The organism is Ramlibacter sp. (assembly GCF_036383835.1).
Lineage (GTDB): Bacteria > Pseudomonadota > Gammaproteobacteria > Burkholderiales > Burkholderiaceae_C > Ramlibacter.
On record NZ_DASVNN010000062.1, the window covers coordinates 26,309 to 51,713 of the forward strand.

Consider the following 25,405-nt stretch of genomic DNA (forward strand, 5'->3'; position numbering starts at 1 on the left):
CATGGACATCCGCGTCGAATGCGGGACGGCGGCAGGCGGCGACCCGGAACCCGAGGTGATCTGGTTCGGGAGCCGCCGGCTGCCCGTGCTGGCGATCGTCGATCACTGGTACGGACCGCGGCAGCGCTGGTGGAAGCTCGAAACGGGCGACGGCCTCTACGTGCTGCGCCGCGACGACCGCTCGGGCGAGTGGGACCTCGCGGCGGTCACCCGCACCTGATCGGCTGAGCCTTCGACGCGCTCGATGGCGCCGCTGCGCGCCTCTGCCGTGATCCAGGCCAGCCCGGCCTCGCCAATGGATGAGTACGGCGTTAGGGGAAGCGACGCTGGTCAGCAGGACCCGCATTCCCCTACACTCGGCTCCATGCTGGTCCCGAACACCCCATCGCTCGACCGGGCGCAGTACAGCGTCCTGGTCGTGGACGACAACGACGCCGCGCTGTACGCCATCGCCCGCCAGCTGCGCGCCGGCGGCTTCAACGTGGTGGAAGCCAGCGGCGGCGCCAAGGCGCTGGAACTGGTCGATTTCGTCTCCGCCCTCGTGCTCGACGTGCACCTGCCCGACCTGATGGGCTTCGAGGTGTGCCGCCTGGTGCGCGAGCGGCCCGCCACCTCGAAACTGCCGGTGATCTGCGTCTCGTCGATGTACAAGTCCGAGCAGGACCAGGTGCACGGCATCCAGACCGGCGCCGACGCCTACATGCCGGCGCCCATCGACCCCGATGCGCTGCTCGCCGCCCTGGACCAGCTGATCGCCGAGCGCGCGACGCTGGCGCACTAGAAACACCGCTCGCGACGGGCCCTACACGACCATCGGCACGGCGGCGCCGTCCATGGACAGGATCGCGCCCGACACATAGGACGCCCGCGGCGAGGCGAGGAACAGCACCGCCGCGGCGACCTCCTCGGGCCTGGCCAGCCGGCCCAGCGGCAGCTTCTTCTCGGCCTGGCGCTGCACTTCTTCCTGCGTGGTGTTGCGCAGCCGCGCGTCGACCGCGAAGCCTTGGGCCAGCCGGTCGGTGAACGTCAGCGTCGGGTTCACCGCGTTCACGCGCACGCCGCGCGGGCCCCAGGCCGCGGCGAGGCCCGCCGTCGCCAGCATCAGCGCCGCGTTGGCCGCGCCGCCCGGCAAGTGGGTGGTGGTGGCGACCTTGCCGCCCATGCCGATCACGTTGACCACCACGCCGGCGCCGCGGGCGCCCATGCGCGGCAGCACGCTGTCCATCACGTGCACGTAGGTGAAGAACTTGGCCTGCATCGCGTCGTGCCAGGCCTGCGGCTTGAGTTCGTCGAAGGGCGTGCGCTTGGCGGCGCCGGCCGAGTTCACCAGGACGTCGATCGGGCCGTGCGTCCCTTCGGCGGTCTCGACCGCTCGCGCGGCCGCCGCCGGATCGGTGAGGTCGGCGCAATGGCCGGAGACGGCGCCGAGCCCCTTCAGCTCCGCCAGCGCCTTTTCCATGTGCGAGGCGCTGCGGCCGACGAGGCTCACGCGGCAGCCTTCCGCCAGGAATTCGCGCGCGCAGGCGAGGCCGATGCCGCGGCTGCCGCCGGTGACGAGAACGTGCTTGCCATCGAGTTGCAGATCCATGTTTCCTTCCTTCTCCTTCAGGGGATGTCGAGCACCACGTTGCCGAACAACCGGCCTTGTTCGACCAGGTCGTGCGCCCGCGCGATCTCCGCGAGCGGCAGGCGCAGGGCGACGGTATGCTGCAGCGCGCCTTCGCGCAGCAACGGTTCGAGTTCGCGCAGGCAGGCCTGGCGGTCGGCGTCGTCCATCTCGTAGACGAACACGAACTTCAGCGTGAGCCGGTTGCGCATGAACCACCAGGTGGGCAGCGTGGACTCCGTCTGGCCCATGCCGTAGACGACGACGGTGGCGGCAGGCCGCAGGCAGGCGGGATACAGCTTGCCGTTGGCGCTGAGGTCCATCTCGATCACGGCGTCGACGCCGCGCCCGGCCGTGAGTTCCTTGACGCGCGCGCCGACGTCCTCGCTGCGATAGTGGATCACGTGGTCGGCGCCGGCACGTCGCGCGTGGGCGGCCTTCTCTTCGGAACTCACGGTGGCCAGCACGGTGGCGCCGCGGCGCCTGGCGAACTGGATCGCGTAGTGGCCGACGGAGCCGGCACCGCCCGCGACCAGCACCGTGGCGCCGGGCTGCAGGTTGGCGAGACGCACGGCGTGCAACGCGGTGAAGGCGGGGATGCCGAGGCAGGCGGCTTCGGCGTCGCCAAGCTTGTCGGGCATGCACACTGCGAGCGCCGACGGCACGGCGATGGATTGCGCCGCGGTGCCGAAGGCGCGGTTCCACTGGCCGTTCCACAGCCACACGCGCTCTCCCACGCGGGAGGCCGGGACGCCTTCGCCGACCGCATCGATCACGCCGGCGCCGTCGCTGTGCGGGATCACCAGCGGCCAGGCGAGCGGCGGCCGGCCCGGTCCGCCCTTGCGCGTCTTGAAGTCCGAGGGATTGACGCCCGAGGTGCGCAGCCGCACCCGGACTTCCCCGGCGCCGGGTCGCGGCATGGGCTGCTCGCCGACTTCGAGCACTTCGGCCGCCGGACCCTGGCGGCTGTAGAACGCTGCCTGCATGTCGTCTCCTGTCTGCGGGAACGAAGGGTAAGCGATGGCGCGCGCGCCGTCAGCCGGCAGCCTCCGCCGCCGGCAGGGTGAAGAAGAACGCGGCGCCTTCGCCCTCGCGCGCCTCGCACCAGATCTTGCCGCCATGCAGGGCGACGATGCGTTGCACGGTCGCGAGGCCGACGCCGGTGCCGGGGAATTCGTCGCTGGAGTGCATGCGGCGGAAGGGCTGGAACAGGCCCGTCGCCGTGCTGCTGTCGAAGCCGGCGCCGTTGTCGCGCACCGTGAAGACGTTCCATCCCGGCGCGCCGCGTTCCTCGGAGGCGCTCACCGAAATGCGGGCCGGGTCGCGGCCGGCGCTGAACTTCCAGGCGTTGCCGAGCAGGTTCTCCAGCACCTGCCGCAGCAGCGCCGGGTCGCCGCGGACCGCCAGGCCGTCCTGCACTTCCCACTGCACCGGCCGCAGCGGATCGCATTCCTGCAGGCCCGCGAGGATCTCCCGCGCCATCGCGGCGAGGTCCAGGGTGGTGAACTGCAGCGGCGCGCGCGTGAGCCGGCCGAGATCCAGCAGGTGGCGCGTGAGCGTGTCCATCTGCGCTGCATTGGCGCGGATGCGCTGCAGGTAACGCTGGTGGCGTTCCGTGCCGCCGGCGGCCACCGCGGGCTCCAGTTCCTCGGCGTAGGTGCCGATCGCGGCCAGCGGCGCCCGCACGTCGTGCGCGATCGTGTACGAGAAGGTCTCCAGGTCGCGGTAGGCCTGCTCCAGTTCGACCGTGCGCTGCCGCACCTGCTCGTCGAGGCCGCTGTTGAGCGCCTGCAGCCGTCCGCGCGCGCGGGCCAGCGAGGCGGCCTGCCGCGTGGCGCGGGCCTGCATGCGGGCGAGCACCAGCGTCACGGCGATCATGCCCAGCGACAGCAGCCCGCAGGCCAGCAGGCCGACGGTGCGGCGGCGATGGAATTCGGCCAGCGCATCGTCGCGCGCGGTGGCGACCAGCACGTTCAGCTCCCCGCCCGGTGCGCCGCGTTCGGACACCAGCTGCGCGCGGCCCTGCAGCACCGGATCGGGCCGGCCCTGCAGCAGCGGCGCCAGCGCCTCCATGGGGGCGATCTCGGTCAGGACGCCCTGTCCGGAGTGCCAGGCCGCGCGCGGCTGGCCATCACGGCCAACGATGACCGCGGTGGTCTCTTCCTGCAGCGAGGCTTCGTCCATCACGCCGAGCAGCCGCGTCACCGGGGTCATCGCAACCAGCAGGCCGCCGGGGCGTCCGGGCGCGCCTTGCAAGGGCAGGGTGAAGGGCACCAGCAGCAGGCCGGCACCGCGCTGCGGCAGTGCCATCGTGAGCTCCTGGCCGTCTTTCGCGAGCCGCGCGCAGTCCTCCGCCGTCAGGGTGCCCTGCGCCAGCCGCGTGCTCAGGATGCGGCCGTCGTCGAGGCAGGCCGCCATTTCGACGAAGATTTCGTTGGCGCGCAGGCGGTCCAGCAACAGCTCCAGGAAGACGTCCTCGCTGACACCGCTGCGGTACGCGCCCTCCAGGTAGGTGCCGACGGCGCCCGACAGGCGGAACACGCGCACGGCGTAGTGCATGACGGCCGTCGCCAGGTTGCCGTCGCGCGCGGCGACCGCCTCCAGCGTCTGCCGGCGTTCGTAGTGCGTTTGCTGGACGAAGCCGATCCATGCGAGCGCCAGCAGCAGCAGCATGGATCCCACCAGCAACGCGAGCCAGCGCCGGCCGGACCGCCGCAGCGCGCGGACCTGCTCGAAGTCGTCGGGATCGCCGGTGTCCGTCACGATGCAGCCGCATGCCGCCGCCGCAGCCCGCGGGCGAAGGCCCAGCCGATGAGGGGCAGCACGACGGCGGGCACCACCAGCAGCGGCAGCGGCCCGCCATGGTCGTAGGCCAGGCCGGCCAGCGACACGCCGATCGCCTGGCCGTTGAAGAAGCAGAAGGCGAACAGGGCCATGCCGGTGCCGCGCATGGCGGGCGCCATCTGCGTCGCGTTCGTCTGCAGCGTGTTGTGGAACAGGTAGGTGCCGAAGCCGATCAAGAATGCCACCGGCGCGGCGATCCAGGCGACGGGCGTGGCGTACCAGGCGAGGAAGCCCAGGCCCATGACGACGCCGCCGGCCAGCACCATGCGGCGCTCGCCGAAGCGGCGCACCACGTGCCGCGCCACCATCGCATAGAGCAGGCCGCCCACCGCATAGAGCGCGATGAAGGAGGAGGCTGCCGACAGCGAGAGGCCGAAGCGCTGGTGCAGGTAGGCCGGCAGGAAGGCCAGGGGGCCGAGCAGGAACACGCCTTCGGCGAACACGGCGAGCACGACCACCCGCGCCCAGGGGATCGCCAGCACCGACCCGAGCTGCCGGGCGAAGGCGAAGCGGCCTTCGGAGCGCACCGGCGGGGCGGCGGGGATGGTGCGCAGCCGCGCGAGCAGCATCACGGCGACGACGACGTAGCCGATGCACAGCGCGCCGAAGGCGCCGCGCCAGCCGAGCGGGGAATCGGCGAACAGGCCGCCGCCCAGCTGGCCCGCCGTCATGCCCGACAGCGTTCCCATGAGCAGGCGCGCCAGCGTCGCCTGCCGCTGCTCGTAATGCACCGCGTCGCCGATCCAGGCGATCGCCAGCGGAATCACCCCGGCGGCGGCGATGCCCCAGAAGATGCGCAGCCGTACCAGCGCCTCGAAGCCGGGCGCCAGCGCGCAGGCCAGCGAGGTGAGGGCGCAGGCGAACAGCGCCGCGCACATCACGCGCGCCTTGCCGTAGCGGTCACCCAGCGGCCCGAAGACCAGCTGCGAGACGCCGTAGGCGATGGCGAAGGTCAGGACCACCTGGCCGGCCGTGCCGGGCGTGATCGCGAAGTCGCCGGCCAGCCGGGGCAGCAGGCCGTCGCAGATGCGCAGGGCGGCGCCGCTGAAGAAGCTGGCGAAGGAGAGCAGGTTGACGGCGGAAGACGTGGCGGCTTCGCTGGCGCCGGTGGGGGTGGTCACTGCTTGGGAGGTCACGGGGCATCCTACAACGCACGCATTGTCGCCTCCGGCCCAGCCATTGGCGCCGTCCTACGGCCGCGCCGCCGGGAAGCGGCGACGATGCTGTCCCATGAACCTTCCCCGTGTGCAGCTCACCGCCGGCGACCATCCGATCCAGGTCCATGTCGCCCGCAGCGACGAGGAGCGCGCGCAGGGCCTCATGTTCCGCCGCGAGCTGCCCGAGGACGAAGGCATGCTGTTCATGTGCGACGACTGCGAGGTGCAGAACTTCTGGATGAAGGACACGCCCCTGCCGCTGTCGATCGCCTTCCTCGACGAGGACGGCACCATCCTGCGGATCGCCGACCTGGAGCCTCACGACCTGGAGGGCGAGTCCTCGGGGCATCCGGTGCGCTTCGTGCTGGAGGTGAACCAGGGCTGGTTCGACGAGCGCGGCATCGTCGCGGGCGACCGCTTCACCGGCCCCGTCTTCCTGGAGAACGCGTGATGGCCGGCGTGACGGTCCATCCGGGCGAGTCCTATCCCCTGGGCGCCACCTGGGACGGCGAGGGCGTGAACTTCGCCTTGTATTCGGAGAATGCGACGAAGGTCGAGGTCTGCCTGTTCGACGACGACGGCCAGGAGACGCGCACCACCCTGCGCGAGCAGACCCACTTCGTCTGGCACGGCTACCTGCCCGGCGTGCGGCCCGGCCAGCGTTACGGATTCCGCGTGCACGGTCCTTACGAGCCGGACCAGGGCCTGCGCTTCAACCCGAACATGGTGCTGCTCGATCCGTATGCGCGGGCGCTCGACGGGCTGGAGGATTTCGGGCGCGGCGTGTTCGCGTACGAGCTGGGGCACGAGCGCGAGGACCACGCGATGGTGCGCGAGGACCGCCGCGGCGTGCCGCTGGGCGTGGTCGCCGACAACCGCTTCGACTGGTCGGGCGACCGCTGGCCCAACACGCCGCTGCACGAGAGCGTGATCTACGAAGCGCACGTCAAGGGCATGACGATGCTGCACCCCGACGTGCCCGGGGAACTGCGCGGCACCTACGCCGGCCTCGCGCATCCGGCGATGCTGGACTACCTGACGAAACTGGGCGTGACGGCGGTGGAACTGATGCCGGTGCACGCGCACCTGGACGATCCCTTCCTGCTGGACCGGCAGCTCACCAACTACTGGGGCTATTCGACGCTCAACTTCTTCGCGCCGGAACTGCGCTACAGCGCGGCTTTCCGCCGCGGCGACGCCACGGGCGCCGTGCGCGAGTTCAAGGAGATGGTGAAGGCGCTGCACGCGGCGGGGCTGGAGGTGATCCTGGACGTGGTCTACAACCATACCTCCGAGGGCAATCACCTGGGCCCGACCTTGAGCTTCAAGGGCATCGACAACCCGACCTACTACCGCCTGGTGCCGGACGACCCGCGCTTCTACTTCGACTACACCGGCACCGGCAACACGCTCAACGTGCGGCATCCGCAGACGCTGCAGCTGATCATGGATTCGCTGCGCTACTGGCGCCAGGAGATGCGCGTCGACGGTTTCCGCTTCGACCTGGCGAGCACGCTGGCGCGCGGGCTGCACGAGGTCGACCAGCTCTCGGGCTTCTTCACCATCATCCACCAGGACCCGGTGCTGAGCCAGGTCAAGCTGATCGCGGAGCCCTGGGACGTGGGCGACGGCGGCTACCAGGTGGGCAACTTCCCGGTGAAGTGGGCCGAGTGGAACGGCATCTACCGCGATTCGATCCGCGCCTTCTGGAAAGGCGAGGGCGGGCTGGCCAGCGATCTCGGCTACCGGCTCACGGGATCGAGCGACCTGTACAAGGACGACGGCCGCAAGCCCTCGGCCAGCATCAACTTCGTGACGGCGCACGACGGCTTCACGCTGCGCGACACGGTGAGCTACAACGACAAGCACAACGAGGCCAAACAGGAAAACAACCAGGACGGCCACAACGACAACCGGTCCTGGAACTGCGGGGCGGAAGGACCGACGGACGACGCGGAGGTCAACCGGCTGCGCGCGCGTCAGCAGCGCAACTTCCTGGCGACGCTGCTGCTGTCGCAGGGCACGCCGATGCTGCTGGGGGGCGACGAGTTCGGCCGCACGCAGAACGGCAACAACAACGCCTACTGCCAGGACAACGCGATCAGCTGGTTCGACTGGAAGGCGGTCGACGCTTCATTGCTGGAATTCACGCGCCGGCTGATCCGCGTGCGCAAGGAGCACCCGGCGCTGCACCGCCAGAAGTTCTTTTCCGGCCGTCCCATCCGCGGCACCGACATCCACGACGTGATGTGGTACCGGCATGACGGCGAGATCATGACGGACGAGGACTGGCAGAACGCGCACACGCAGTCGCTGGCGATGTTCCTGGCGGGCAACGGCTTGCGGGCGACCGATCGCCAGGGGCAAGCGCTGAAGGACGACCACCTGCTGCTGATGCTGTCGGCGTCGCACGAGGACCTGGAGTTCACCTTGCCGGAACTGGCGGATGGCGAGGGGTGGGAGCTGGTGCTGGATACCAGCAACGACGATGCGCGGGAAATGCACGTCGCTGGGGAGAAGACGCTGTTGCCGGCGCGGACGATGAAGCTGTTCAGGTGCGCGTTGAAATAGCCGTCACCCCCGCGCAGGCGGGGACCCAGGGCTTCCCTTGCACGCCGCGCAACGCGCGGCTTCATTGATGCCCTGGATCCCCGCCTCCGCGGGGATGACGCCTATTGGCTGACGAAGGTCTTCACCGCCTCGATCACCGCTTCCGGCTGGTCCTTGTGCGGCGAATGCCCGCACTTCGGAATCTCCAGCAACCTGGCCTGCGGCACCCGCCGCGCGATCCCGCGGACCTGCTCCAGCGTGCCGTATTCGTCGTCGAGGCCCTGCATCGCCAGCAGCGGGCACCGGATCGCCCGGATCTCCTCCTCGATGCTCCAGCCGCGGAACGCCGGCGAGAGCCACACGTCGTTCCAGCCCCGGAAAGCCGAATCGACGTCGTCGTGATGGCGCGCGAGCTTCTGCCGCAGGTCGGTCTGCGAATAGGCCTGCTTCGCTTTCTCGATGCTCGTCACGGAAATGTCCTCGACCAGGATATGCGGCGCGAGCACGATCGCCCCGCGCAGTGCGTCGGGGAAAGCCGCGGCGTACAGCAGCGCGATCGAGCCGCCATCGCTGTGGCCGAACAGCCAGGGCTGGTCCACCCCCAGTTCCTCCAGCAGCGCCGGCAGCACGTCCCGCGCCTGCACGTGCATGAAATCCGGCTGCCACTTGATGTCCGCCGGACGCGGCGTCGAACGGCCATACCCCGGCCGCGAATAGACCAGGCCGCGCATGCCCACCGCTTCGCACAGCCGCGCCGGGAAATCCCGCCACATCGAGACCGAGCCCAGGCCCTCGTGCAGGAACACCAGCACCGGCGCGCCCGCGCCCGCGGTGCCGGCCCATTCGTACTCGATGCGCAGCGCCATGCCGGCGGCGCCCAGGGATGCGAAGGCCATGGCGGACAATATAGTGGATAGCTCCTGGAGAGATGCCGATGAATCCCAGCCATCCCGTGCGCCCCGAGGGCGACGAGGAAATGCCGCAGGCCACGCGCCTGGACGACGTGCGCATCCGCGACGTCCGCCCGCTGATCTCGCCGGCGCTGCTGCAGTACGAACTGCCGGCCGACGATGCGGTGCAGGCCTTCGTGGAACGCAGCCGCGACGACGTGGCGGCCATCGTGCACGGCAACGACCGGCGCCTGCTGGCGATCGTCGGGCCCTGCTCGATCCACGACCACGCGCAGGCGATGGAGTACGCGCGGCGCCTGCGCGCCCTGGCGGACGAACTGCGCGAAGACCTGCTGGTGGTCATGCGGGTCTACTTCGAGAAGCCGCGCACCACGGTGGGCTGGAAGGGCTACATCAACGACCCGCGCCTGGACGGCAGCTTCCGCATCAACGAGGGCTTGCGGCTCGCGCGCCAGCTGCTGCTGGAAGTCGCGCAGCTGGGACTGCCCGCGGCCACCGAGTTCCTCGACCTCCTGAGCCCGCAGTACATCTCGGACCTGGTGAGCTGGGGCGCGATCGGCGCGCGCACCACCGAGAGTCCCAGCCACCGGCAGCTCGCCTCCGGCCTGTCCTGCCCGATCGGCTTCAAGAACGGCACCGACGGCAGCGTGCAGATGGCCGCCGATGCGCTGATCGCCTGCCGCTCGCCGCATGCCTTCATGGGCATGACCAAGATGGGCGTGGCGGCGGTGTTCGAGACCGAGGGTAACGGCGACTGCCACATCATCCTGCGTGGCGGCTCCGGCGGGCCGAACTACAAGGCGCAAGACGTCGAGGACGCGTGCGCGCGGCTGCGCAAGGCGGGCGTGACCGGGCGCGTGATGGTGGACTGCTCGCACGCGAATTCGGCCAAGGATTACCGGCGCCAGGCCGAGGTGGCGCGCGACGTCGCCGCGCAGATCGAGCGCGGCGAGCAGCGCATTCTCGGGGTGATGATCGAAAGCCACCTGCAGCCGGGCAAGCAGGACCTGAAGCCGGGGGTGGCGCTGCAGCACGGGGTGTCCATCACCGATGGGTGCATCGGGTGGGAGCAGACGGAGGAGGTGTTGCGGGAGTTGGCGGGAGCGGTGCGGAAACGCGGTTGACGCTTCGCATCGCTGGGGTGCAACCCCAGCGAACAGCCGCCGCGCTTCTACATATTCCGCCGATACTGCCCGCCCACCTCGAACAGCGCGCTCGTGATCTGCCCCAGCGAGCACACCCGCACCGCATCCATCAGGACGTCGAACACGTTGCGGTTCTCGATCACCGCCTGCTGCAGGCGCTGAAGCATCGCCGGCGCCTGCGCCGCGTTGCGTGCGTGGAAGTCGCGCAGCCGCTGCAGCTGGCCCTGCTTCTCCTCTTCGGTGGAGCGCGCCAGCTCCAGCTTGTCGTGGATCGCGTCGCCATGCGGATTGCGGAAGGTGTTGACGCCGATGATGGGCAGCTCGCCCGTGTGCTTGAGCATCTCGTAGTGCATGCTCTCGTCCTGGATGCGCCCGCGCTGGTAGCCGGTCTCCATCGCGCCCAGCACGCCGCCGCGCTCCGCGATGCGCTCGAATTCCGCGAGCACTGCCTCTTCCACCAGCTCGGTGAGCTCCTCGATCACGAACGCACCCTGGTTCGGGTTCTCGTTCTTCGCCAGGCCCCATTCGCGGTTGATGACCAGCTGGATCGCCATCGCGCGCCGCACGCTCTCCTCGGTGGGCGTGGTGATCGCCTCGTCGTAGGCGTTGGTGTGCAGCGAGTTGCAGTTGTCGTAGATCGCGATCAGCGCCTGCAGCGTGGTGCGGATGTCGTTGAAGGCGATCTCCTGGGCGTGCAGCGAGCGGCCGGAAGTCTGGATGTGGTACTTCAGCTTCTGGCTGCGCTCGTTGGCGCCGTACTTGTCCCTCATCGCCACCGCCCAGATGCGGCGCGCCACGCGGCCCAGCACCGTGTACTCCGGATCCATGCCGTTGGAGAAGAAGAAGGAGAGGTTGGGCGCGAAGTCGTCGATGTGCATCCCGCGGGCGAGATAGGCCTCGACGAAGGTGAAGCCGTTCGACAGCGTGAAGGCCAGCTGCGAGATCGGGTTCGCGCCCGCCTCGGCGATGTGGTAGCCCGAGATCGACACCGAATAGAAGTTGCGCACGTCGTGGTGCACGAAGTACTCGGCGATGTCGCCCATCACCTTGAGCGAGAACTCGGTGGAGAAGATGCAGGTGTTCTGGCCCTGGTCTTCCTTCAGGATGTCGGCCTGCACCGTGCCGCGCACGTTGGCCAGCACCCATTCCCTGATCTTGGCGGTTTCGGTGTGGGTCGGCTCGCGGCCGTTGTCGGCCTTGAACTTGTCGATGTTCTGGTCGATGGCGGTGTTCATGAACATCGCCAGGATGGTCGGCGCCGGGCCGTTGATCGTCATCGACACGGAAGTCGCCGGGTCGCACAGGTCGAAACCCGAGTAGAGCACCTCCATGTCGTCCAGCGTCGCGATCGACACGCCGGAGTTGCCCACCTTGCCGTAGATGTCGGGCCGCGGATCGGGATCGTTGCCGTACAGCGTGACCGAATCGAAGGCGGTCGACAGGCGCTTGGCCGGCAGGCCGTGCGACAGCAGCTTGAAGCGCCGGTTGGTGCGGAAGGCGTCTCCCTCGCCGGCGAACATGCGCGTCGGGTCCTCGTTCTCGCGCTTGAAGGCGAACACGCCGGCGGTGTACGGAAAGCTGCCGGGCACGTTCTCCAGCATCAGCCACTTCAGGATCTCGCCGTGGTCCTCGTAGGGCGGCAAGCTCACCTTGCGCACGGTGGTGCCGGAGAGCGAGGTGTACGTGAGCTTGGTGCGGATCTCGCGGTCGCGGATCTTCACCACGTACTCGTCGCCGGCGTAGGCCTTCTGCATGTCGGGCCACTGCTTGAGCAGGTGCAGCGCATCCTTGTCCATGCGGGACAGGCGCTGCGCGGCGAGGTCGAGGGAAGCTTCGGCCGCCGGCGCGCGGTCGGGCTTGCCGACCTTGAGCATGCGCGCGGCTTCCTTCAGTTGCTGGATCTCGCGCGCGAGCTGCACCTGTTCGCGCCCGCGCTTCTTGTAGCCGCGCACCGTCTCGCTGATATCGGCGAGGTATCGCGTGCGCGCGGGCGGCACCACCGGTGACTGGTTGGTGCTGTGCCGCACGTTCGCGGCCGGCAGGCGGCCTTCCTTCAACTGCAATCCCGCCGCGGCGAGCCGCGGCTTCAATGCCTGGTACAGCGCGGTGACGCCGTCGTCGTTGAAGCGCGCCGCCATGGTGCCGAACACCGGCATTTCCTCCGGCCGCTGGCCGAAGGCATTGCGGTTGCGCTGAACCTGCTTGGCGACGTCGCGCAGCGCGTCGGCCGCTCCCTTGCGGTCGAACTTGTTGATCGCCACGAACTCGGCGAAGTCCAGCATGTCGATCTTCTCGAGCTGGCTGGCGGCGCCGAATTCCGGCGTCATCACGTACACGGGGATGTCCACGTGCGGCACGATCGCGGCGTCGCCCTGGCCGATGCCGGAGGTCTCGACGATCACCAGGTCGAAGCCAGCGGCCTTGCAGGCGGCGACCACGTCGGGCAGCGCCTTGCTGATCTCGCTGCCGAAGTCGCGGGTGGCGAGCGAGCGCATGTACACGCGCGGACCTTGCTGCCAGGGCGAGATCGCGTTCATGCGGATGCGGTCGCCCAGCAGGGCGCCACCGGTCTTGCGCCGCGAGGGGTCGATCGAAATGATGGCGATGCGCAGGCTGTCGTCCTGGTCGAGGCGCAGGCGCCGCACCAGTTCGTCGGTGAGCGAGGACTTGCCGGCGCCGCCGGTGCCGGTGATGCCCAGCACGGGGGCAGGGCGCTGGTCCGCTTCCCTGCGGATCGCCTGCAGCAGCTGGGCGTCGGCGTTGCCGTTCTCCAGCGCGGTGATCAGCTGGGCGAGGGCGCGCCAGTGCTTCTCTTCGTGGCCCTGGATCGCCCCGAGCGCCGTCGGCGCGCGCTGCGACACGTCCTGGTCGCAGCGCATCACCATCTCGCCGATCATGCCCGCGAGGCCCATGCGCTGGCCGTCCTCGGGGCTGTAGATGCGCGCGACGCCGTAGTCCTGCAGTTCGCGGATCTCCGAAGGCACGATGACGCCGCCGCCGCCGCCGAACACCTGGATGTGCTCGCCGCCGCGCTGCCGCAGCAGGTCGACCATGTACTTGAAGTACTCGACGTGGCCGCCCTGGTAGGAGCTGACCGCGATGCCCTGCACGTCCTCCTGCAGGGCGGCGGTGACGACCTCGTCGACGCTGCGGTTGTGCCCGAGGTGGACCACCTCCGCGCCCATGCCCTGCAGGATGCGCCGCATGATGTTGATGGCCGCGTCGTGGCCGTCGAACAGGCTGGCGGCGGTGACGAAGCGGACTTTGTTCGTGGGGCGGTAGTTCGCCAGCGCCTTGAATTCGGCGGACAGGTCGGTCATGGGGGCATGTCTCCAGGAACCGCGAGCGTAATTGACGTTTACGTCAACGTCAACGGCGCGGGGGACGAAAAAAGGGCGCCCGCGGGCGCCCTTGCTGGACACGGTGGGCAAGCGCAGCTTGCCCACCCTACGACGCTGAGGCTGCTCAGCGGCCGTACAGGTAGTTCGGCAGCCAGAGCGTCAGGCTCGGCCAGATGTACATCAGCACCATGCAGACGATCACGATCAGCATGTACGGCATCATCCCCGCGAAGATCTGGTTGATCGTCACGTGCGGTGGCGAGACGCCCTTCAGGTAGAAGGCCGACATGGCCACCGGCGGCGAGAGGAAGGCCGCCTGCAGGTTGACGAACACCAGCACCCCCCACAGCATCGGGTCGATCTGGAAGTGCTGCAGCAGCGGCAGGAAGATCGGCACGAAGATCACGATGATCTCGGTCCACTCCAGCGGCCAGCCCAGCACGAAGATGATCGCCTGCGACAGCAGCATGAACTGGATCGGCGACAGGTCCATGCTCAGCACCCAGCGCTCCACCAGCGCCTGCCCGCCCAGGATGGCGAACACCGCGGAGAAGATCGCCGAGCCGATGAACAGCCAGCACACCATGGCGGTCGTCTTGGCGGTGAGGAACACCGCCTCCTTGGTGCGCTGCCAGTTGAGCGTGCGCGCCTGCCACGCCATCAGGAAGGCGCCCGCCGCGCCGACGGCGGCCGACTCCGTGGCGGTGGTGATGCCGAACAGGATCACCGCCAGTACCACGAAGGTCAGGATCGCCAGCGGCATCACCGAGGAGGTGAGCATGCGCAGGATCTCGAACTGCTCGGCGTCGAAGCGCCAGTAGTACCAGGCGAGCGCCAGCGCCGCGAGCGCGCAGGCGATCCAGAAGCCGATGTAGAAGGCTTGCGGCACGGGCTCGGGCGCGTCGGCGACCGTCGTGCCGTTCAGGCTCTGGAGTTCACCGTCGGAGGACGCCGCGCCGGGCGGCAACTGCACGCCGCTCGACGCAGCGGCGCCCGGAGGCTCCTGCACACCCGCCGATTCGGCGGCTCCCGGAGGTTCCTGCACGCCGCCGCTGGCGGGAGGTTCCTGCAAGCCACCGGCAGCCGGCGGTTCCTGCAGGCCCCCGGCCGCGGGGGGCTCCTGCAGGCCACCGGCGGCAGGTTCCGGCAGGGTCGCCGGCGCGGGGCTCTTGTCCGCGGGCGCGGTCACGGCCGGCGGCGCTTCGGTCTTCTGCGAATAGATCGTCACGTACCACCACACGGTGCCCAGCAGGACGACGGTGAGCAGCACCGGCACGAGCGACAGGCCCAGCGCGCGCGCCAGGTTGCTCCAGCGCAGCGACGTTTCCGCGCCGGCGGCGGCCAGCGCGCGGCGGGGCGCCACGACGGCGGCGGCCAGCGCCGGCAGGATGCGCCGCGAGTAGGTCGCCGACAGGTGCTGCAGCCAGCCGGGGATCGCCACCTTCATCTGGTCGGCCGGCAGCTTGGGCGCGATCTTCGGGTTGAGCAGCACCCAGCCGACCACGTAGATCACGTAGAGCAGCGCCAGGAAGAAGCCCGGGAACATCGCGGCGGCATACAGCTTCACCACCGACTGGCCCGCCACCGCGGCGTACACGATGATCATCACCGAGGGCGGGATCAGGATGCCCAGCGTGCCGCCGGCGGTGATCACGCCCGAGGCGAGGCGCACGTCGTAGCCCGCGTTGAGCATGGGGCGCATCGCGATCACGCCCATCAGCACCACCACCGCGCCGACCAGGCCCGAGGCGATGCCCCAGAAGGTGCAGATGATCAGCGTGGTGATCGCGAGCGATCCGGGCAGGCGGCGGAACGCGAGCTGCACGCTGTGGAACATCTTGTCCACCAGCGCCCCGCGTTCCATGACGTATCCCATCAGAACGAACAACGGGATGGACAGCAGCGTGTCGTTGTTCATCGCGCCGAAGGCGCGCTGCACCATCAGGTCGAAGACCCGGTTGTCCCAGAAATGCACGTTGGGGTCGTAGAAGGCGACCCAGCCGAACATGATCCCGAGACCCATGAGGGTGAAGGCGGTGGGAAACCCCATCATGATCACGACCACGATGAGGCCCAACATGGTGAGCCCGAGGGCGGCGTCGCTCATCACTCCTGCTCCATGCGCTGGCGCGCGATTTCGTCGATGTTCTTGGCGCGCGCGATGGCGTCGCGGCGCGCTTCTTCGTCCACGTAGGTGCTGCTGGCGAGCTGCTGCTCCACCACGTCGATTTCCTGCGCGTCCTGCAGGCGCGGCGTCCATTCGCCGGTGCGCAGGCACACGATGCAGCGCAGCATCTCGGAGATCCCCTGCAGCAGCACCGTGGCTCCCGCGATCGGGATGATGTACTTGAAGGGATAGATCGGCAGCGGCGTCGCGTTGAACGTCGTCTCGCGGATCTTCAGTGCGTCTCCCGCATAGACCCAGCCCGACCAGGTGAGCGCCATGATGCCGGGGAGGAAGAAGACGACGAAGAGGATCAGGTCCAGGCTCGCCTGGCGGCGCGGCTTCATGCTGCCGTAGAGGAAGTCGCCGCGCACGTGCGCGTCATGCGCCAGCGCGTACGCGCCCGCCATCATGAACAGCGTGCCGTACATCATGTTGCTGACGTCGAACACCCACGCGGTGGGCATGTTCATGATGTAGCGCTTGAAGACCTCCACGCACACCATGAGCATCAGCGCCACGATCAGCCAGGCGAAGGCCTTGCCGATCAGGGTGCTCAGGGATTCCACGCCGTGGAGCAGTTTCTGAATTGTCATGCTTTGTGCTCGGTTTCCGTCGTCTCGCTGCGTCACGAGGCCAAAAAAACGGCCAGCGCCGGGATGATCCCGAGGCTGGCCGCCGCAGGGCGGAAGCTTCGCGTCAGGCCTTCTTACCGGAGAAGTAGCGGTTCCAGGCCATCTTGAAGTCCACCATGTAGTCGTTCTGCCACTGGCCGGCGCGCTGCGCGAAGGCCTTCTGCGAGTCCAGCACCTTCTTGAAGTGCGGGTTGTCGGTCTGCTTCTTGGCGATCACCTTGTCCCAGGCATCGAGCTGCGCCTTCAGGATCGCATCAGGCGTCTTGTAGAACTTCACCTTGTCCTTGGTCTTCAGCTCGATGTAGTCCTTGGAGTTGCGGTCGATCGCCTTCCAGCTCATGTCGGCGCTGGAGGCCTGCACGGCGTAGTCGATGATCGCCTTGAGCTCCGCCGGCAGGGCGTTGTACTTGGCCTTGTTGAACAGGATCTCGAACTGCTCGCCGGACTGGTGGAAGCTTTGCAGCATGCAGTTCTTCGACACGTCCTGGAAGCCGAGCGCGCGGTCCGAGGAGGCGTTGTTGAATTCCGCCGCGTCGATCAGGCCGCGGTCCAGCGCGGGGACGATCTCGCCGCCGGGCAGCGGGTTCACCGCGGCGCCCAGCTCGGTGAAGATGTCCACCGACAGGCCCACCGTGCGGAACTTCAGGCCCTTGATCTGCGCCACGTTCGACACGGGCTTCTTGAACCAGCCGAGGGGCTGGGTGGGCATCGGGCCGTACAGGTACGACACGACGTCCATGTTGATCGCCTTGTAGATCTCTTCCAGCAGCGCCTTGCCGCCGCCGTAGTTGTGCCAGGCCAGCACCATGTTGGGGTCCATGCCGTAGGCCGGGCCCGAGCCCCACAGGGCCAGCGCGGAGTTCTTGCCGTAGTGGTACGCCACCACGCCGTGGCCGCCATCGAGCGTGCCCTTGTTGACGGCTTCCAGCAGCTGGAACGCGGGCACCACGGCGCCGGAGGGCAGCACCTCGATCTTCAGGCGGCCGCCCGCCATGTCGTTCACCTTCTTGGCGAAGTCGTTGGCGTACTCGTGGAAGATGTCCTTCGCCGGCCAGGTGCTCTGGAAGCGGAACGACGTGGTCTGGGCCACTGCCACCATCGGGGCCGACATGGCACCGGCGGCGACGGCTGCGCCCTTCAGGAGGCTGCGGCGGCGGGGGGTCTGGGCTTCGGACATCGGTTGTCTCCTTTGCGTTGGAATAGTTAGCAAGCTATCTTTGATTCGGCCCTTTCAAGTAGAAATAGGGTTTACACGGAGCACGGAGCCCCATTGCTGACGAGATGCTGTCGCCTTTGCAGGAAACACCACGCAAATCAAGGAGACCACGTGGATAGACGACACTTCTTCCAAGGATCAGCGGCGGCCGCTGCTGCCGGACTGGCCGGTTGCGCCAGCACCGGCACCACCGCCGCGGCGAATGCGCGCACGCCCTTCGCGATACGGGGAAGCACCATCCCCATCGTGGGCAGTGACGAGGTGTTCCCGGTGCGGCGCGTCTATTGCATCGGCCGCAACTACCGCGCCCATGCGATCGAGATGGGTTCCAACCCCGACCGCGAGCCGCCCTTCTTCTTCCAGAAGCCGACCGACGCGATCCAGCTGGTGGCGCCGGGCAAGGTGGCGGACCACGCTTACCCGTCGCTCACGAAGAACTACCACTACGAGGTGGAGCTGGTGGCGGCGATCGGCCGCGGCGGCCGCAACATCCCGGCGGCGAGCGCGCTCGACCACGTGTACGGCTACACGCTGGGCCTGGACATGACCCGCCGCGACCTGCAGCGCGCCATGGGCGACCAGAAGAAGCCCTGGGAGATCGGCAAGAGCTTCGACAATTCCGCGGTGATCGGTCCGGTCCACCGCGTGGCGCAGGTCGGGCACTTCAACGCGGGCAACATCTGGCTGAAGGTCAACGGCCAGACCAAGCAGAACGCCAACCTGAACCAGATGATCTGGTCGGTGGCCGAGCAGATCGCCAACCTGTCGGAGGCCAACGAGCTCCAGCCCGGCGACATCATCTACTCGGGCACGCCGGAGAACGTCGGCCCCGTGGTGCGCGGCGACGTGATCGAGATCCACATCGACAGGCTGCCGAACCTCAGCGTCAAGATCGTCTGATCGTCCCCCGGGGCGGCGCGCTGGCAGAATTGCCGGCATGAGCGCCGCCCCGAACCCTTCCCCCACAAATAGCGACCAGCCCCGCCCCGCGCAGGGCTATGCGGGCGACGTCACGCCCGAGCTCGCCTGCCGCTGGTGGCAGGCCGGCGAGGCGGTGCTGGTGGACATCCGCACCGATGCCGAACGCGACTGGGTGGGCTTCGTCCCCGGCGCGGTGAACATCGAGTGGAAGCACTGGCCCGGCATGCAGATCCGGGCCCAATTCGACGAAGACCTGCGCGCCAGGGTGCCGGCGGGCGGCAGGCTGGTGATGCTTTGCCGCAGCGGCATCCGCTCGATCGCGTCGTCGAAGCGGGCCACCGAACTCGGCTACGAGGCCTACAACATCCTGGAAGGTTTCCAGGGCGACCCCGACCCGCAGGGCCACCGCGACACGATCGGCGGCTGGCGCGTGCGCGGGCTGCCCTGGCGCCAGGGCTGATCGCGCGCTTTCCCATTTCCCAGAACAAGGACTCACCATGGCAGTCAACCTGAGCGCGCCGAGCGCGGCCTCGCTGCACCCGGTGCCGGGCGTGCGCATCGGCGTCGCCGAGGCCGGCATCCGCAAGGCCAACCGCAAGGACCTCACCGTCTTCCTGCTCGACGAGGGCGCGGCGGTCGGCGGCGTCTTCACCCAGAACCGCTTCTGCGCGGCGCCCGTGCAGGTGGGCCGCGAGCACCTGGCGCGCGGCGACATCCGCGCGATGGTGATCAACACCGGCAACGCGAACGCGGGCACCGGCGACGACGGCCTGGTGCGCGCGCGCGCCACCTGCATCGCCGCGGCGCGGCTGCTGAACCTGGCGCCCGAGCAGGTGCTGCCGTTCTCCACCGGCGTGATCATGGAGCCGCTGCCGCTGGACCGCATCGAGAAGGGCCTGCCCGCGGCGCTCGCCGACGCGAAGCCGGAGCACTGGCTGCGCGCGGCCGAGGGCATCATGACCACCGATACGCTGCCCAAGGCCTTCAGCCGGCAGGTGCAGGTCGAAGGTGTGACGGTCACCGTCACCGGCATCGGCAAGGGCGCCGGCATGATCCGCCCGAACATGGCGACGATGCTGGGCTTCCTGGCCACCGACGCACAGGTCGACGCGCCGTTGCTGCCCAAGCTCGCGTTCGAGCTCGCCGAAGGCTCGTTCAACCGCGTCACGGTGGACGGCGACACCTCCACCAACGATTCCTTCGTGGTGGTGGCGACCAACAAGGCGAAGCATGCCCGCATCACTTCGCTGGACAGCCCGGCCGGCGCGGCGCTGAAGGGCGCGATGCTGGAAGTCGCGCGGCTGCTCGCGCAGGCCATCGTGCGCGACGGCGAGGGTGCCACCAAGTTCATCACCGTGCGCGTCGAAGGCGGCAAGGACGGCGAGGAGTGCCGCAAGGTCGCCTATGCGATCGCGCATTCGCCGCTGGTCAAGACCGCATTCTTCGCGAGCGACCCCAACTTGGGCCGCATCCTGGCGGCGGTCGGCTATGCCGGCATCGCCGACCTGGACCAGACGAAGATCGACCTGTACCTCGACGACGTGCACGTCGCGAAGCAGGGCGGCCGCAATCCCTCGTACCGCGAGGAGGACGGCCAGCGCGTGATGAAGCAGTCCGAGATCACGGTGCGCGTGGTGCTGGGGCGCGGCAGCGCCGCCGACCAGGTGTGGACCTGCGACTTCAGCCACGACTACGTCACGATCAACGCCGATTACCGTTCATGACCGACAAGTTCGACTCCCTCATCGAGCGCGCCACGCAGTTGCTGGCCCGCATCGAGGCCATCCTGCCGCAGCCGCTGTCCGCGCCCGACTGGAATGCGGCGATCGCCTGGCGCTACCGCAAGCGTTCCAGCGGCCATGGCGCGCTGGAGCCAGTGCGGCACGTCGCCGCCATCGGCCTCGACGACCTGAAGGAGATCGAGCCGCAGAAGGAGAAGATCCAGCGCAACACGCTGCAGTTCGTGCAGGGCCATCCGGCCAACAACGTGCTGCTGACCGGTGCGCGCGGCACCGGCAAGTCCTCGCTGATCAAGGCCTGCCTGAACGAATACGCGAAGCAGGGCCTGCGGCTGATCGAGGTCGACAAGGCGGACCTCACCGACCTGCCGGACATCGTGGAGGTGTGCGCGGGGCGGCCGGAGAAGTTCATGGTGTTCTGCGACGACCTGAGCTTCGAGGAGGGCGAGGCCGGCTACAAGGCGCTCAAGTCCATCCTCGACGGATCGGTGGCCGCGTCCACGCCCAACGTGCTGATCTACGCCACCAGCAACCGGCGCCACCTGCTGCCCGAGTACATGAAGGAGAACCTCACGTACACCCACACCGAGGACGGCGAAGTGCATCCGGGCGAGGTGGTGGAGGAGAAGATCTCGCTGTCCGAACGCTTCGGCCTGTGGGTGAGCTTCTATCCCTTCAGCCAGGAGGAATACCTGCACATCACGGCGACCTGGCTGGAGCACTTCGGCGTGAAGAAGGCCGATATCGAGGCCGCGCGTCCGCAGGCGCTGGTGTGGGCGCTGGAGCGCGGTTCGCGCAGCGGGCGGGTGGCGTACCAGTTCGCGCGCGACTACGCGGGGCGGCACACGGGATGAGTTCCGGCGTGCTCGTCGCGGACGGCGACCGCCCGCGCGAGGGCGGGGCGGACCGCAAGGAAGTCGAAGTCGCGGTGGGCGTACTGCTGCGTGGCGACGGCGCCTTCCTGCTCACGTCGCGCCCGCCGGGCAAGGTGTACGAAGGCTATTGGGAATTCCCGGGCGGCAAGGTCGAAGCCGGCGAGTCGGTCGAACAGGCCTTGCGCCGCGAGCTGCAGGAGGAGATCGGCGTCACCATCGGCGCCGTGCATCCCTGGCGCGTCGAGCGCGTCGACTATCCGCACGCGCTGGTGCGCCTGAATTTCTGCAAGGTGTACGAGTGGACCGGCGAGCTGCACATGCACGAGGGGCAGCAGTGCGCGTGGCAGCAGCTGCCGGTGACGGTGCAGCCGGTGCTGCCGGGGACGGTGCCGGTGTTGCGGTGGTTCGCCGAGGAGCGCGGGTTCGAGGGGGCGACGCACTCCTGAAGGCCAACAGCCGGACGCAGAGGACGCAAAGGGTACGCAGAGGACGCAAAAAAAACCTTTGAAAGGTCTTCCTGTTTCTTTTGCGTCCTCTGCGTATCTTCTGCGTCTTCTGCGTCCTCTGCGTCCTCTGCGTCCGGAAGTCCGTCTTCTACTGCTCCTTCGGATCCCCGAACGGCAGGTCGTCCGGCGGCGTTTCGTCCGGCACGCGGAAACTCTCGCTTGCCCAGGCGCCGAGGTCCATGTTCCGGCAGCGCTCGCTGCAGAACGGCCGGTAGGGATTGCCGGGCGCGTAGACGCTGTCGCCGTTGCAGGCGGGGCAGCGCACGATGCGCGGCTTGGCGGGCTTGTCGGCGCGGGTCGCCATGGCGGGACTCAGGCGCAGAGCGTCAGCTCGAAGGGCGCGTTGTCGCTGCTCGGCTGCATGCGCTCGCTGTCCTGGCGCATCAGGCGCACCGACACGATCAGGCGGTTGCCGCTGATCTCGGGCACCAGGCCCAGCGCGGGATCGATGCGCAGCCGCAGCAGCTGGAAGGTGCGGCCCTGCGGCAGCGTCTGCTGCAGCTGGCCGCCGGTGGCGATCACCTTTTGCGGCACGCCGGAATCGCGCAGCATCTTGAGCAGCAGGTAGATGGAGTCCGCCAGCGGCGCCAGCGTGCCGGCCCAGCGCTCCAGGTCGGCACGGCGCACTTCGGCCGCCAGGTGCTGCCAGGCGTAGTAGCCGGGCAGGTCGAACTCGCAGGTGCCGCCGGGGATGTTCGCGCGGCTGCGGATGCTCATCAGCCACTCGTTCTCGGTGAGCGAATGGCCCGCCTTGCCGGGTGTGCCGTTGACCTGGGCGAAGCAGGACTCGATCTGCGCGATGACTTCGTCGAGCACGCGCTCGGACACGCCGGGGTTGCCGCGGTAGCCATGGAGCACCTGCTTCTGGCGTTCCAGGTCCTTCAGCACGTCGGACTTCAGGTCCGCCCGCGCGGCCACGTCCATCACTTCGAAGATGGTCGACAGCGCGTAGTGGTGGTCCAGCGGGTGGCTGCGGGGGATCAGCTCGCCCAGGCGGCGGAACAGGTGTTCGAGCCGCAGGTAGGTCCGGATGCGTTCGTTGAAGGGATATTCGTAGAGGATCACGCGGAGGTGTCGTGCGGGGCTGACGGGCGGCAGGGCGCCATCATAGCCCGAAGGATCGCGCCGCCTGTTCCACTTCGTTGCGCAGTGCTTCGAGGCTCAGGCCCTCGTTGCAGATCACGAGGTCGGCCGCCGCGAGCCGCAGCGCGCGCGGGGCCTGTGCCGCGATGATGGCGCGCACTTCGTCCGGCGCCAGGCCGCTGCGTGCGGTCACGCGGGCAACCTGCGTTTCCGGCTCGCAGTCCACCACCAGCACGCGATCGACCTGGGCGCGCCAGCGGCCGGTCTCCACCAGCAGCGGGATGTCGAACACGATGCAGCGGGCGCCGGCGGCCAGCGCCGCGTCGACCTGCCGCGCGATCTCCTCGCCCACCAGCGGATGGACGATCCGTTCCAGCTCGCGGCGCGCTTCGGGGTGGGCATAGGCGCGTTCGCGCATGCGCGCGCGGTCCAGCCCTCCGTCGGCCGCCATGAATTCCGGCCCGAACCTCGCGACGATGTGCGCAAGGGCGGCGCCGCCCGGGGCGGTGGTTGCGCGGGAGATCGCATCGGCGTCGACCGCCGCCGCGCCATGCTCCACCAGCATCTGCAGCACCGTGCTCTTGCCGCTGCCGATGCCGCCGGTGAGCCCGATGCGCACCGCCATGGCGTCCCTACCGGAAGGGGAAGGCGAAGGGCAGCAGCACCGGCACCGTGGCCGGGCTCAGGGCCAGTGCCAGCAGGCCGGCACCGGCCAGGTAGGGGCCGAAGGGCATGGGGATGTCCTTGTTGGCCAGCTTGCCGATCACCAGCAGCAGGACGCCGATCACCGCGCCCACGATGGACGACAGCAGGATGATGGCCAGGAGGTACTCCGCGCCCAGCCAGGCGCCCAGCGCGGCCAGCAGCTTGAAGTCGCCGTAGCCCATGCCTTCCTTGCCGGTGGCGAGCTTGTAGGCCTTGAAGATCGCCCAGAAGACGAGGTAGCCCAGGGCCGCGCCCCACACGGCCGAGCGCAGCGGCACGGTCCACCCCACCGCGGACACGAGCAGGCCGAGCCACAGCAGCATGTAGTTGAGGTCGTCGGGCAGGATCTGCGTGTCCATGTCGATCAGGAACAGGCAGATCAGCAGCGCGGCGAAGGCGGCCCAGGCCGCGGCCTGCAGGGTCAGGCCCCAGCGCCAGCCGCACAGGAAGAAGAAGGCCGCGGTGACCAGTTCCACGATGGGGTAGCGCACGCCGATCGCCGCCTTGCAGCTGGAGCACTTGCCGCGCAGCACCAGCCAGCTCACCACCGGGATGTTCTCGTACCAGCGGATCGCGTGGCCGCAGTGCGGGCAGCGCGAGCGCGGCACCAGCAGGTCGAGGCGCTCCTGCTCGGGCGCCGGCTGGCCGGAGAACTCCGCGCAGTCGGCCGCCCACTCCCGCTCCATCATCTTGGGCAGGCGGTGGATCACCACGTTGAGGAAGCTGCCCACGAGCAGCCCGAGGACGCCGGCGACGAGCGCGGCGTCGAGTCCCGTACCGAAGCCCATCAGACCACCGCGCCCAGCTTGAAGATCGGGAGGTACATGGAGACCACGATGCCGCCGATGATGGTGCCCAGGAACACGATGATGATCGGCTCCATCAGGCTGGACAGGCCGGCCACCATCTCGTCGACTTCCGCTTCGAAGAAATCGGCGGCCTTGCCCAGCATGTGGTCGATCGAGCCGGATTCTTCGCCGATGGCGCACATCTGCAGCACCATCGAGGGGAACACGTTGGCGTTGGTCATGGCCGCCGTCAGGCTGGTGCCGGTGGACACTTCCTGCTGGATCTTCTGGGTGGCCATTTCGTAGACCGAGTTGCCGGAGGCGCCGCCCACGGAGTCGAGCGCTTCCACCAGCGGCACGCCGGCCGCGAACATGGTCGCCAGCGTGCGCGTCCAGCGGGCGATGACCGACTTGTAGACCAGGGCGCCGAACAGCGGGAGCTTGAGCATCAGGCGGTCCATGAACATCTGGACCTTCTCGTTGCGCTTCCACGCCTGCATGAAGAAGTAGAGGCCGCCGCCGATGCTGCCGAAGATCAGCCACCACCACTTCACGAAAATTTCGCTCATGGACATCACGAACAGCGTGGGCGCGGGCAGGTCGGCGCCGAAGGAGGTGAACACCTCCTTGAACGCCGGGATCACGAAGATCATGATCACCGACACCACCACGAAGGCCACCACCATCACCGCGATCGGGTACATCAGCGCGGACTTGATCTTGGACTTGATCGCCTCCGTCTTTTCCATGTAGACGGCGAGGCGGTCCAGCAGGCTTTCCAGGATACCGGCCGCTTCACCGGCCTCCACCAGGTTGCAGTACAGGCTGTCGAAGTACAGGGGGTACTTGCGGAAGGCGGACGACAGCGAGGTGCCGGTCTCGACGTCCGTGCGGATGTCGTTCAGCAGCTTGGTGACGCTGGGGTTGGTGTTGCCGCGTCCCACGATGTCGAAGGACTGCAGCAGCGGCACGCCCGCCTTCATCATGGTGGCCAGCTGGCGGGTGAAGATCGCGATGTCCCGGGGCCTGATCTTGGCGCCCGAGCGCATCTTGCGCTTCTTGATCTTCAGGGGCGACACGCCCTGGCGCCGCAGCGAGGCCATGACCTGGTTCTCGCCGGCAGCGCGCGTTTCCCCCCGCACCGTCTTGCCGTTGCGGTCCCGCCCCTCCCATTCGAAGACGAATTCTTTCGTCGCTGCTGCGGTGGCCATCTGCGCTC

Annotated in this window: 24 protein-coding genes; 10 read left to right on the forward strand and 14 right to left on the reverse strand. The window is 68.6% G+C overall.

Annotated elements, in window-relative coordinates; translation table 11 throughout:
* Position 1: 1 nt before the first annotated feature.
* On the forward strand, positions 2 to 220 hold the full coding sequence (locus tag VF522_RS10070; RefSeq protein ID WP_330908121.1) for a hypothetical protein: 219 nt from the start codon (positions 2 to 4) through the stop codon (positions 218 to 220).
* Positions 221 to 364: 144 nt separating this feature from the next.
* Positions 365 to 781, forward strand: coding sequence for a response regulator (locus VF522_RS10075; protein ID WP_330908122.1), 417 nt, complete (start codon positions 365 to 367; stop codon positions 779 to 781).
* 21 nt (positions 782 to 802) lie between these two features.
* Here VF522_RS10075 and VF522_RS10080 read toward each other — a convergent pair whose 3' ends face one another.
* The 4 genes from VF522_RS10080 to VF522_RS10095 are packed head-to-tail and all read right to left on the reverse strand — an operon-like array spanning position 803 to position 5,586.
* Complete coding sequence (locus tag VF522_RS10080; protein ID WP_330908123.1) at positions 803 to 1,588, reverse strand: SDR family oxidoreductase; 786 nt, start codon at positions 1,586 to 1,588, stop codon at positions 803 to 805.
* 17 nt (positions 1,589 to 1,605) lie between these two features.
* On the reverse strand, positions 1,606 to 2,592 hold the full coding sequence (locus VF522_RS10085) for an NADPH:quinone reductase (protein WP_330908124.1): 987 nt from the start codon (positions 2,590 to 2,592) through the stop codon (positions 1,606 to 1,608).
* Between the two features lie 49 nt (positions 2,593 to 2,641).
* Complete coding sequence (locus VF522_RS10090) at positions 2,642 to 4,369, reverse strand: sensor histidine kinase (protein ID WP_330908125.1); 1,728 nt, start codon at positions 4,367 to 4,369, stop codon at positions 2,642 to 2,644.
* On the reverse strand, positions 4,366 to 5,586 hold the full coding sequence (locus VF522_RS10095; RefSeq protein WP_330908126.1) for an MFS transporter: 1,221 nt from the start codon (positions 5,584 to 5,586) through the stop codon (positions 4,366 to 4,368). Before VF522_RS10095 ends, VF522_RS10090 begins: the two co-directional genes overlap by 4 nt.
* Before the next feature lie 94 nt (positions 5,587 to 5,680).
* Between VF522_RS10095 and VF522_RS10100 the strand changes: the two genes are divergently transcribed.
* Together VF522_RS10100 and glgX are read left to right on the forward strand one after the other, a co-directional pair.
* Entirely contained in the window at positions 5,681 to 6,058 is a 378-nt protein-coding gene (locus VF522_RS10100; protein WP_330908127.1) for a DUF192 domain-containing protein, read from the forward strand.
* The gene (gene glgX, locus VF522_RS10105) at positions 6,058 to 8,178 is read left to right on the forward strand and encodes a glycogen debranching protein GlgX (RefSeq protein ID WP_330908128.1); all 2,121 of its coding nucleotides are present in this window, start codon (positions 6,058 to 6,060) and stop codon (positions 8,176 to 8,178) included. The genes VF522_RS10100 and glgX overlap by 1 nt, the downstream gene beginning before the upstream one ends.
* Positions 8,179 to 8,279: 101 nt before the next feature.
* On the opposite strand, the gene VF522_RS10110 is transcribed toward glgX, so the two are convergent.
* Entirely contained in the window at positions 8,280 to 9,053 is a 774-nt protein-coding gene (locus VF522_RS10110; protein ID WP_330908129.1) for an alpha/beta hydrolase, read from the reverse strand.
* 38 nt (positions 9,054 to 9,091) lie between these two features.
* Here VF522_RS10110 and VF522_RS10115 point away from each other — a divergent pair, with 38 nt between their 5' ends.
* Complete coding sequence (locus tag VF522_RS10115; protein WP_330908130.1) at positions 9,092 to 10,192, forward strand: 3-deoxy-7-phosphoheptulonate synthase; 1,101 nt, start codon at positions 9,092 to 9,094, stop codon at positions 10,190 to 10,192.
* A 47-nt stretch (positions 10,193 to 10,239) separates the two neighbouring features.
* On the opposite strand, the gene icmF is transcribed toward VF522_RS10115, so the two are convergent.
* From icmF to VF522_RS10135, 4 genes are all read right to left on the reverse strand, one after another.
* Positions 10,240 to 13,533, reverse strand: a complete 3,294-nt coding sequence (gene icmF / locus VF522_RS10120) for a fused isobutyryl-CoA mutase/GTPase IcmF (protein ID WP_330908131.1) — start codon at positions 13,531 to 13,533, stop codon at positions 10,240 to 10,242.
* Between the two features lie 145 nt (positions 13,534 to 13,678).
* On the reverse strand, positions 13,679 to 15,661 hold the full coding sequence (locus VF522_RS10125) for a TRAP transporter large permease subunit (RefSeq protein ID WP_330908132.1): 1,983 nt from the start codon (positions 15,659 to 15,661) through the stop codon (positions 13,679 to 13,681).
* Positions 15,661 to 16,314 carry a TRAP transporter small permease subunit gene (locus VF522_RS10130; protein WP_330908133.1) on the reverse strand — a complete coding sequence of 218 codons (654 nt, stop codon included), beginning with the start codon at positions 16,312 to 16,314 and terminating at the stop codon, positions 15,661 to 15,663. The genes VF522_RS10125 and VF522_RS10130 overlap by 1 nt, the downstream gene beginning before the upstream one ends.
* 103 nt (positions 16,315 to 16,417) lie before the next feature.
* Positions 16,418 to 17,530 carry a TRAP transporter substrate-binding protein gene (locus tag VF522_RS10135; protein WP_330908134.1) on the reverse strand — a complete coding sequence of 371 codons (1,113 nt, stop codon included), beginning with the start codon at positions 17,528 to 17,530 and terminating at the stop codon, positions 16,418 to 16,420.
* A 150-nt stretch (positions 17,531 to 17,680) separates the two neighbouring features.
* Between VF522_RS10135 and VF522_RS10140 the strand changes: the two genes are divergently transcribed.
* From VF522_RS10140 to VF522_RS10160, 5 genes are read left to right on the forward strand one after another with little or no spacing between them, the layout of a single operon-like run.
* Positions 17,681 to 18,469, forward strand: a complete 789-nt coding sequence (locus tag VF522_RS10140; RefSeq protein WP_330908135.1) for a fumarylacetoacetate hydrolase family protein — start codon at positions 17,681 to 17,683, stop codon at positions 18,467 to 18,469.
* 37 nt (positions 18,470 to 18,506) lie between these two features.
* On the forward strand, positions 18,507 to 18,950 hold the full coding sequence (locus VF522_RS10145; RefSeq protein WP_330908136.1) for a rhodanese-like domain-containing protein: 444 nt from the start codon (positions 18,507 to 18,509) through the stop codon (positions 18,948 to 18,950).
* A gap of 37 nt (positions 18,951 to 18,987) precedes the next feature.
* On the forward strand, positions 18,988 to 20,214 hold the full coding sequence (gene argJ / locus VF522_RS10150) for a bifunctional glutamate N-acetyltransferase/amino-acid acetyltransferase ArgJ (RefSeq protein WP_330908137.1): 1,227 nt from the start codon (positions 18,988 to 18,990) through the stop codon (positions 20,212 to 20,214).
* Positions 20,211 to 21,083 carry an ATP-binding protein gene (locus tag VF522_RS10155; RefSeq protein WP_330908138.1) on the forward strand — a complete coding sequence of 291 codons (873 nt, stop codon included), beginning with the start codon at positions 20,211 to 20,213 and terminating at the stop codon, positions 21,081 to 21,083. Before argJ ends, VF522_RS10155 begins: the two co-directional genes overlap by 4 nt.
* On the forward strand, positions 21,080 to 21,550 hold the full coding sequence (locus VF522_RS10160; protein WP_330908139.1) for an NUDIX domain-containing protein: 471 nt from the start codon (positions 21,080 to 21,082) through the stop codon (positions 21,548 to 21,550). The genes VF522_RS10155 and VF522_RS10160 overlap by 4 nt, the downstream gene beginning before the upstream one ends.
* Before the next feature lie 148 nt (positions 21,551 to 21,698).
* On the opposite strand, the gene VF522_RS10165 is transcribed toward VF522_RS10160, so the two are convergent.
* The 5 genes from VF522_RS10165 to VF522_RS10185 are packed head-to-tail and all read right to left on the reverse strand — an operon-like array spanning position 21,699 to position 25,397.
* Entirely contained in the window at positions 21,699 to 21,914 is a 216-nt protein-coding gene (locus VF522_RS10165; protein WP_330908140.1) for a DNA gyrase inhibitor YacG, read from the reverse strand.
* An 8-nt stretch (positions 21,915 to 21,922) separates the two neighbouring features.
* The gene (zapD, locus tag VF522_RS10170) at positions 21,923 to 22,675 is read right to left on the reverse strand and encodes a cell division protein ZapD (RefSeq protein ID WP_330908141.1); all 753 of its coding nucleotides are present in this window, start codon (positions 22,673 to 22,675) and stop codon (positions 21,923 to 21,925) included.
* Positions 22,676 to 22,715: 40 nt separating this feature from the next.
* Positions 22,716 to 23,318, reverse strand: a complete 603-nt coding sequence (coaE, locus tag VF522_RS10175) for a dephospho-CoA kinase (RefSeq protein WP_330908142.1) — start codon at positions 23,316 to 23,318, stop codon at positions 22,716 to 22,718.
* Between the two features lie 7 nt (positions 23,319 to 23,325).
* Complete coding sequence (locus VF522_RS10180) at positions 23,326 to 24,186, reverse strand: prepilin peptidase (RefSeq protein WP_330908143.1); 861 nt, start codon at positions 24,184 to 24,186, stop codon at positions 23,326 to 23,328.
* A complete protein-coding gene (locus VF522_RS10185) occupies positions 24,186 to 25,397 on the reverse strand; it encodes a type II secretion system F family protein (RefSeq protein WP_330908144.1) in 1,212 nt (403 codons plus the stop codon). Before VF522_RS10185 ends, VF522_RS10180 begins: the two co-directional genes overlap by 1 nt.
* Between the last annotated feature and the right edge of the window lie 8 nt (positions 25,398 to 25,405).